Source organism: Helicobacter sp. MIT 11-5569 (genome assembly GCF_000765695.2).
GTDB lineage: Bacteria > Campylobacterota > Campylobacteria > Campylobacterales > Helicobacteraceae > Helicobacter_D.
On record NZ_JRPB02000015.1, the window covers coordinates 20,115 to 27,372 of the forward strand.

10 protein-coding genes and 1 pseudogene are annotated in these 7,258 nt (G+C 31.0%); all 11 read right to left on the reverse strand.

What is annotated here, in order from left to right; translation table 11 throughout:
- Window positions 1–19 precede the first annotated feature (19 nt).
- Window positions 20–2,668, reverse strand: a complete 2,649-nt coding sequence (gene flgL / locus LS70_RS09225; RefSeq protein ID WP_034291251.1) for a flagellar hook-associated protein FlgL — start codon at window positions 2,666–2,668, stop codon at window positions 20–22.
- Between the two features lie 559 nt (window positions 2,669–3,227).
- Window positions 3,228–3,674, reverse strand: a complete 447-nt coding sequence (locus tag LS70_RS09230; protein ID WP_034291250.1) for a hypothetical protein — start codon at window positions 3,672–3,674, stop codon at window positions 3,228–3,230.
- A gap of 15 nt (window positions 3,675–3,689) precedes the next feature.
- Window positions 3,690–3,824, reverse strand: a complete 135-nt coding sequence (locus LS70_RS10450) for a T6SS effector amidase Tae4 family protein (protein ID WP_442907015.1) — start codon at window positions 3,822–3,824, stop codon at window positions 3,690–3,692.
- Window positions 3,821–4,282 (reverse strand): hypothetical protein, encoded by a 462-nt coding sequence (locus LS70_RS09235; RefSeq protein WP_034291249.1) that lies wholly within the window; start codon window positions 4,280–4,282, stop codon window positions 3,821–3,823. Before LS70_RS09235 ends, LS70_RS10450 begins: the two co-directional genes overlap by 4 nt.
- Before the next feature lie 10 nt (window positions 4,283–4,292).
- On the reverse strand, window positions 4,293–4,868 hold the full coding sequence (locus LS70_RS09240; RefSeq protein ID WP_034291247.1) for a hypothetical protein: 576 nt from the start codon (window positions 4,866–4,868) through the stop codon (window positions 4,293–4,295).
- A 16-nt stretch (window positions 4,869–4,884) separates the two neighbouring features.
- The gene (locus LS70_RS09245; RefSeq protein ID WP_138109433.1) at window positions 4,885–5,193 is read right to left on the reverse strand and encodes a hypothetical protein; all 309 of its coding nucleotides are present in this window, start codon (window positions 5,191–5,193) and stop codon (window positions 4,885–4,887) included.
- Between the two features lie 16 nt (window positions 5,194–5,209).
- Window positions 5,210–5,494 (reverse strand): hypothetical protein, encoded by a 285-nt coding sequence (locus LS70_RS09980; protein ID WP_034287857.1) that lies wholly within the window; start codon window positions 5,492–5,494, stop codon window positions 5,210–5,212.
- Entirely contained in the window at window positions 5,472–5,684 is a 213-nt protein-coding gene (locus tag LS70_RS09250; RefSeq protein WP_034287854.1) for a hypothetical protein, read from the reverse strand. The genes LS70_RS09980 and LS70_RS09250 overlap by 23 nt, the downstream gene beginning before the upstream one ends.
- Before the next feature lie 12 nt (window positions 5,685–5,696).
- Window positions 5,697–6,332: a T6SS effector amidase Tae4 family protein gene (locus LS70_RS09255; RefSeq protein ID WP_081949685.1), complete on the reverse strand. Its 636-nt coding sequence runs from the start codon at window positions 6,330–6,332 to the stop codon at window positions 5,697–5,699.
- Window positions 6,332–6,556 carry a hypothetical protein gene (locus tag LS70_RS09260; RefSeq protein ID WP_034287851.1) on the reverse strand — a complete coding sequence of 75 codons (225 nt, stop codon included), beginning with the start codon at window positions 6,554–6,556 and terminating at the stop codon, window positions 6,332–6,334. The genes LS70_RS09255 and LS70_RS09260 overlap by 1 nt, the downstream gene beginning before the upstream one ends.
- Window positions 6,557–7,258: pseudogene (locus LS70_RS09985) on the reverse strand (hypothetical protein); the annotation flags it as partial.

Below are 7,258 nucleotides of genomic sequence, written 5' to 3' on the forward strand. Positions count from 1 at the left end.
AATCTATAAGCTTAAGAGCTTATAGATAATTTACAAGAGAGAGTTGTGAGATTTTACCAATGGTAGATAGCATTGCTTGGTATCCCATAGAAAGTGTAGAAAACTGTAAATACACCTCTGGAAAATCTGTATCGATTGTTTCTGAACGCAATGTTTTAGTCTGCACGATTAACATTTCTGTGCGTTCAATAGAGTATTGAAACGCATTACCTTGCGAACCATTTTTGGTATGCAGTTTATTGACATGATCTGCTAAATGATCAAATGCTAACAGAGCATTTTGCACACCGGGATTTCTCATAGAATCATCATAGACGCTTGTTCCACCCGGGCGATAAGAACCTACCTCTAAAGCTTCTATCATTTTATCAATTTGTTGGAAGAAATTAACATGTGGGTCATCTGCGACAATTGCACTATTTGCTTGAAAAGTTAAAGCGGGTCTGCCTCCATCAATTCTACCTTGAGCATTTAGTGTGTAGTTATCACTTGTGCTATCATAAAGTGAGAATTCCATTCTTGTTGGTGTTCTATGTAAATCTTTAATTTGCAATGCACCATTAACATCAAGGGTAATATCAACATTGTATTTCGCATTCCCAAGCATTGTTTCATACGCAAGTTTAGCGGCTGGAGTATTGAAGTTTGCACCACCTGCTACAAAAACATTTGCCAAATCTCCCGGATTAGAGTTGCTAAGATTTAACACCATTTCAAAAGTGTTTGCTAATTGTTCATATGTTACATCATTAGCAGCAGTTGCGTCTCCTGAAACTTGTGGAGGATTTCCATTTGCTTGTAAAATTGGGACTTCAATATTAGCGATATTAACACCATTCATTTGTGCTGGGCTATCAATAATCATCACGCTACCATTATTTCTAAATTCAATGCGTCCTTTAATATCAAATCCATTAACATCTTTGACTTCAAAATTATAAGTATGTCCATCTAAGTCTGTTCCTGCAACTTCAGAAAGTTTTGTTTCAAGTGTCGCATACGCATTGCTGCTGCGAACTACTTGTGAAACATTGGAATTTAGTGTTGCACCATTGCGTGAAAAATCTACTCTATCAAATTCTACACTATAATCATTGCGGAATCCATTTATGGCATTACCCGCATTATCTTGTGCAGTAAATGTAACAGATAAAGAACTCTCTCCAATATATGGTAGAGTATTTGGGTCTTGGTCGGGTGGATTTTTCTTAGAAACATTATTATCTACAATGATAATCTTTCCATCGGAGAATTGCACATCTATATCTCCATTCCCAGCACTATAAGTATTTTTGATTGTATCCATTAGGTCTTGAATGGTTGTGTTTGCATTGATTGTGAAATTAACAGGAGCTATGGCAGCACCAGCGGTATCAAGTGCTGTATTTGCCGCTGTTCCACTTAATTGTATAGAATCTACATCGTTTGGAAAAATGTCTCTTAATAGTGTTGTTGTTTTGGCAACCTCATTTGTATGTGTTCTAAAAGTTGTTGGAATCGTATGGATTCTGTGGTCATTATAATCTTCTACCGAAGTAATGTTATTGCTTGAAAAACTTCCTAAAAATGGACTTTGCACATAAGTATTTACTTTGACTCCACTTCCTAAAAGTTCATCAATATCTAAAACCCCGATTCCATCTGTTGGGGGGTTTGCACCCGGATTTGCATTTTGGTTATTAGGCGATTTATAAGAGCTTGAAACCATAGAAAATTCTATATTTGAGCGTCCGCCGGTTAAATCTTTGATTTCAATTTGCCCCCATTCATTCAGTGTAACATCTACAACTTTGCTCACTTCTGTATTTCCAAACTCACGTCCAATTTTATCTAGCAAATCTTGCACTTTTGGTGCTTGATTTTTATCGGTATAGGAAACTTGCATTTCAAATTTAGATTTAAATGCAGTCCCATCTGGCTTTCTTCCCGTGATATAGAAAACTTCTGGGTCGTTATTGCTTGTATCTGCATCATTATCACCGACTAAATCCCTTAAAGTATCACTTGCTTTTATAAAGACTTCTTCGCTTACACCTGTTGGGTGCAAGGGATCCATAATCTGTGGATGTAATTTACTTTGATTGTATTTTGGGATATTTGCTGAAATTACACGATTGGTATCGCGGTCAGAACCAAGAAATAATTCTAAACCGGTAATATTATAAGGAAGGGAATTATTAGAGCCAAGCAAAGCACTTAAAAAATCTCCATTTCCATTATAGCTTCCATCTGCATTGAAAGGTTGCTTTGTCGTAGCTGTTCCACCAAAAATATATTCTCCCCCAATAGAAGTGTTTGCAATAGATAAAAAGTGGTCTCTAATTGCGCGTAAGTCTTTAGCGATTGCTAAACGTGAAGTTTCGCTGTGAATGTCATTTGCTCCTTGCACAAGTTTAGTCTTAAAATTATCCATACTTTTTGTAAGCTCGCTTAATGCGGTGTCTGTATGTTTTGTGAAAGTTAAGGCATTATTTGCGATTTCCTTGCTTTGATTTAAGGTATTAATGTTAAAATCAAGTGCTAGCGTTTTATTAAAAATTGAGGAATTTTGGTAACCATATTGGATTTTTAAACCATTCATTTGTGCCAAAACGCTGCTTAAACCTTGCATTGTTTGATTTTGATGATATTGCATCATTGTGTATCTTGAGTGTGTTCCTATACGCATTAGTTATCCTTAAAAATTTATTTCACCTTTGCAGAGTAAAAAGCAATTTTTATTCCAAATTTTATAGTTATAATAGATTCTAAATTGGCGCATTAAATTTCGGACTGTGTTTTTTAAAGAGAGTAGATTTTAGAATGTGTAGCAGCGATGCGGGGTAGCAGAGATAGATTAAACTCTTTGCTTCCACATAGAATTGTTATTGTTTGTTTTTATCCTCTTACAAATTCTCTAAATTAATAGAATCTTCTATCTCTCTTTACCATTTCTTTATCTTTTACTGCTGATTGTATATTATCTATAAAGTTAGGATACATTTAGTGGGTTTTGTTGATTTTGCATAGCATTAAAATTTTCCACATACAAAAAATCATTAATGCTTTTAAGCTCAGCATCTAAGGCTTCTTTTTTATCAATATCTAATTCTAAATTTAATGTTTTTTGAATATCATCTCTTAAAAATTAGTATTAGAATGATTGGCAATATTGTTTGAATGATTTATATAGTTGTTTATATTTGCATTATTGTTTAGGTTAGTATTCATAATTTTATTTTATATTACTATTTACAATCTTTGCAATATTTTTTAACGATGCGTTCAACTTCTTTATGATAGTCTTTATCTTCATAAATTTCCAAACACTTAAATGGTATATAAATATAATTAATCGTTTTTGAACTTGTCCAACTCATACGATTATGCACATAGTCTAAAAAATTCATAATATTATCTTTATTTTTATCATCAAAAAATAAAGGCATATCAAGTTTATCTTTTATTAGGTAATACACTTGGCTATTTTTATCATCAACAAAATTTTTAATACAATAGCGGAATCCTAATTTTTTCAGTGCATCAACTTTTAAATCAAATGTAAATTGTTGGTTTTCAAATGCTCTTGAGTGCCAATTGCTCCCATCTTCATTTTTATAAGATAATTCGCCAAGCATTTCTCCAAATACGCTATTTACCCCGATTAATATAACTGCCAATATTGCTTTTTTCACCTGACCCCCTCTTATCTATTTTAATTCCCAAAAATATAAATTTTCAACAATAGCCCTTCCTTTAAGCAAATAATTAGTGTTATCTACAAATCGTTGCTTTTTCCCATCCCATAGTGTAATATGCCCACTAGCATCACTCCAACCGCTTATTTTTGAGGTATTTTAGGATTAGAAAGATTGAAGTAAGCGTTAATTTCATCTTCTGACATTACAATATTTTGAACCACATGAGGCTTTTTACCTTTTTGGTAAATAATAAAGATGAAAGGGCTATCAATTTTGCTTACCTCCAAGGAATAGTTTCCAAAAATTAGGGTTGGACATTTTTCTGCCGAGGATGCATAAAAATTTGCATTAATCCCATTAACTCTTAAATACTCTTCTGTCTTATAGAGATAATAAACCCAATCGTCCATTGCGATATAATAGTCACCTTCGTTTTCATTCAGTGCTTTGAGCTTATTAAAGTAATTCCCAGTTTGACTTACATAAAATCCACATTTATCACAGATAACCTTACATTTTTGTGTTGCAGACTTTAGCTCCTCATCTTCCTCTGCGCAAAGCATTAACATTGCTAACATCAAAGTTAAAGCAATTCTAAACATTTTCCATCCTTTAAGGTTGAGTGATTTCTATATGATAACATTGTTCTTTATTTCTCCGCTCATCAATAATCTTAAATTCTTGATGTTTATCCTCATATTGCTTAGCAATTTTATAGAAATTAGTAGAATCTTTAAATCTCCACACAGATATATCAAAAGTATTTTTAATATTAAAATCTTGACAATGTTGAAAATATCCTAGCGGGATTAATCTTTTAATTTCTTGTTCCATTGCATTAAGGATTTCATTTTTTGATTTATTTTGCTCCATAAGTTTTTTATAAATATCAATGACAGAATGCACATCTGTTATGTAAGTTTGCTTTGTAATTTCTATGCCCTTTTCTATGTCTTGTTCTTTAGAATTGCTTTGAATCATATTATACATTGCTAAGGCTTGTTTTGTTGGGGTTCTTGCTACATTTGTAATAGTAATAGTAGGATTGTTAGAATCTTTACCAATACGCCTTAATATATTTTTAGAATATTCTAACACAAGGCTTATATCTATGCCATTCTTCCCAACTACTTCGACTTCACTTAAATCTTCCTCATCTCCCTCCTCACTTTTCCATTCCCTAACCATTTCACTCTCTTTAAAATTAACAATAAGTGGTTTGTTTATCTTGTAGTTTAGCAATGAAGGTTTGTTTAGAATCTTGAGTATAAATAAAGATTGGAGAATCTTTAGTGATACTATGATTTGTTATGGATTCTATACTTTTAAAATCAATGTTTGTGAGTTTAATATTAAAGTTTCCATTGTTATTAAAAGTATCTTGAGGTTTTGGAGATTTTAATTGTATGCCTAAAGTAGAATAAGCTTTGTCTTTTTCTAAAAGAGTTTTTAGGAGATAAGGAGAATTGGTGGAAGTTATATCTGCTTTATTGTTTGGATTAGTAATATTCATAATTTATTTTATATTATTATTTACAATCTTTGCAATATTTTTTAACAATGCGTTCAACTTCGGAATGGTAGTCGGGGGAATCGTAGAGTTCAAGAGCTTTTTTAATGTGAAACATATCAATACCACCAAAAATTGTTCGTCCACTAACTTTACGATACATTTCTCTTGTATTTTGTTTAAGTTCATCTAAAGTAGAATCAAGATTGGGTATAGAGTGACATAAATCAGCAAAGCGGTAACTTTGATAATATTCTGTTGGCTGTATTAGATCTATTATATCATATATCAAAACCAAATACATAAGATATTCCTAATGCTTGGATTTCCTTAATGACTTCTTGTTTTGATAGCTTATAATAATGCCCATCCAATTTATATGAACTATATTTCTTACAAGTTTCACTTTGTTTAAAATTTGGATTAGAATCCTCACTGTTTGCATACACACATACATTCAACCACAAAATGAATAATGCTAGAATCTTTTTCATCAATTCTCCTTGTTATATCTTCCAAAAGCATAATTCTCTAACAAAGATATGCATCTTCCTATCATTTAAATAATTAGTGTCATCTAGGAATCCTTTGCTTTCTTTATTAAAAAATGTTGTATGTCCTCCTGCATTCCCCCAACCATCAATATCCATTGTTACAATACCATTTTGATTAAGAGATTTTAATGTATCAAAAAAATCCTGATTGGCTTTCCGCACTTTCTGCAACAATTTAGGATCATTTATAATATTTAAATATTCTTCTTTTTTATCATAAAATACTTTATAAAATTCTTTATAATTTATTCTTTCTGAAAAAGGTTTTATCCTTTTACCTTTATTCCAATTATTCTTTAATAATTCTTTAATTCTAGGAACTCCCGTATAGTATAAATGTCCATCTTCTCCCTTTAATGCACCAGATGGTAAATAACATAAATCTTTTATGGGGATTCCTCCATAGTTTAAAGCATAACTTACACGCAAGGCGCAAGTATTGCTAAAATCCTGATACACCTCATTTGGATTTTTTCTCCATTCTCCATTATAGTGCCTATCTATTTTAAATCTAACATACTCTCCTAATGGCTGTTTTCCAACTAGTGCGTATCTTGGATATATGTTTAAGTCTTCGGCAGATGCCATTATGGCATTACAAAGTTCTTTGGATTTTTTTCTGACTCACATTCATCGTTTCTCGTATAAATCATAATTTGATCATATATGGCTTCATATAATGTTTTTTGCAAAGATTTATCACTTTTTATATTTGTTATTTTCTCATACGCTTCTTTCAAAAATTTAAAACTTGGTCTATCAATTTCTATATTCTTTATTATTTCATTAATACTTATTTCACAATTTGGCATTTAACTTCTCCATATTTTTTTATCCTTCAAAATATTTTTAAAAACTACTTCACCATTTTGAACCACTCCCTTAACTCTAAATTTTTCTCCTTGTGTTTTTATGTTTATTTCTACTTCCTCTCCATCACTACAATCTTTAATAACGATATGTAAATTCATATCATCTTGACACTTAGAATATTCCTCTACCTTGCTACATTCCTCACCATAACTAAAATATACTTCTACAATCTTATCTTTTAAAACTTCTTGCTTCCACTCTCTAACCATTTCACTCTCTCTTAAAGAAACATTTGGAATCATAAACTCTCTTTGTATAGTTCCATTATTTAAATCTTGAGAAGTGATTTGAAGTTTTTGAGAGATTGTATTGTTTGCTTCATATTTACTTCTAAAAGGAATAAAAGATAAAAAGAGATATTGAGTATCTATTAGGTTTATATTATTATATTCATCTCTTGTAATGTTTGTATTAAGATTAATATTAAGAGAGAGTGTATTAGTATCTTGTAGTTTAGTAATAAAGTTTGTTTTAGAAGTTTTATTTTGTTTGTTAGTGTTATTGTTTATATTATTAGATTTAGAATCTTGAGTATAAATAAAGATTGGAGAATCTTTAGTGATACTATGATTTGTTATGGATTCTATACTTTTAAAATCAATGTTTGTGAGTTTAATATTAAAGTTTCCATTGTTATTAAA

Excerpts from the sequence above, each read along its gene's own strand:
- LS70_RS09260 (WP_034287851.1), bottom strand. The coding sequence starts at position 6,556 with ATGCCAAATTGTGAAATAAGTATTAATGAAATAATAAAGAATATAGAA.
- flgL (WP_034291251.1), bottom strand. The coding sequence starts at position 2,668 with ATGCGTATAGGAACACACTCAAGATACACAATGATGCAATATCATCAA.
- LS70_RS09245 (WP_138109433.1), bottom strand. The coding sequence starts at position 5,193 with ATGAATATTACTAATCCAAACAATAAAGCAGATATAACTTCCACCAAT.
- LS70_RS09250 (WP_034287854.1), bottom strand. The coding sequence starts at position 5,684 with ATGAAAAAGATTCTAGCATTATTCATTTTGTGGTTGAATGTATGTGTG.
- LS70_RS09235 (WP_034291249.1), bottom strand. The coding sequence starts at position 4,282 with ATGTTTAGAATTGCTTTAACTTTGATGTTAGCAATGTTAATGCTTTGC.
- LS70_RS09240 (WP_034291247.1), bottom strand. The coding sequence starts at position 4,868 with ATGGTTAGGGAATGGAAAAGTGAGGAGGGAGATGAGGAAGATTTAAGT.
- LS70_RS09255 (WP_081949685.1), bottom strand. The coding sequence starts at position 6,332 with ATGGCATCTGCCGAAGACTTAAACATATATCCAAGATACGCACTAGTT.
- LS70_RS09980 (WP_034287857.1), bottom strand. The coding sequence starts at position 5,494 with ATGTATTTGGTTTTGATATATGATATAATAGATCTAATACAGCCAACA.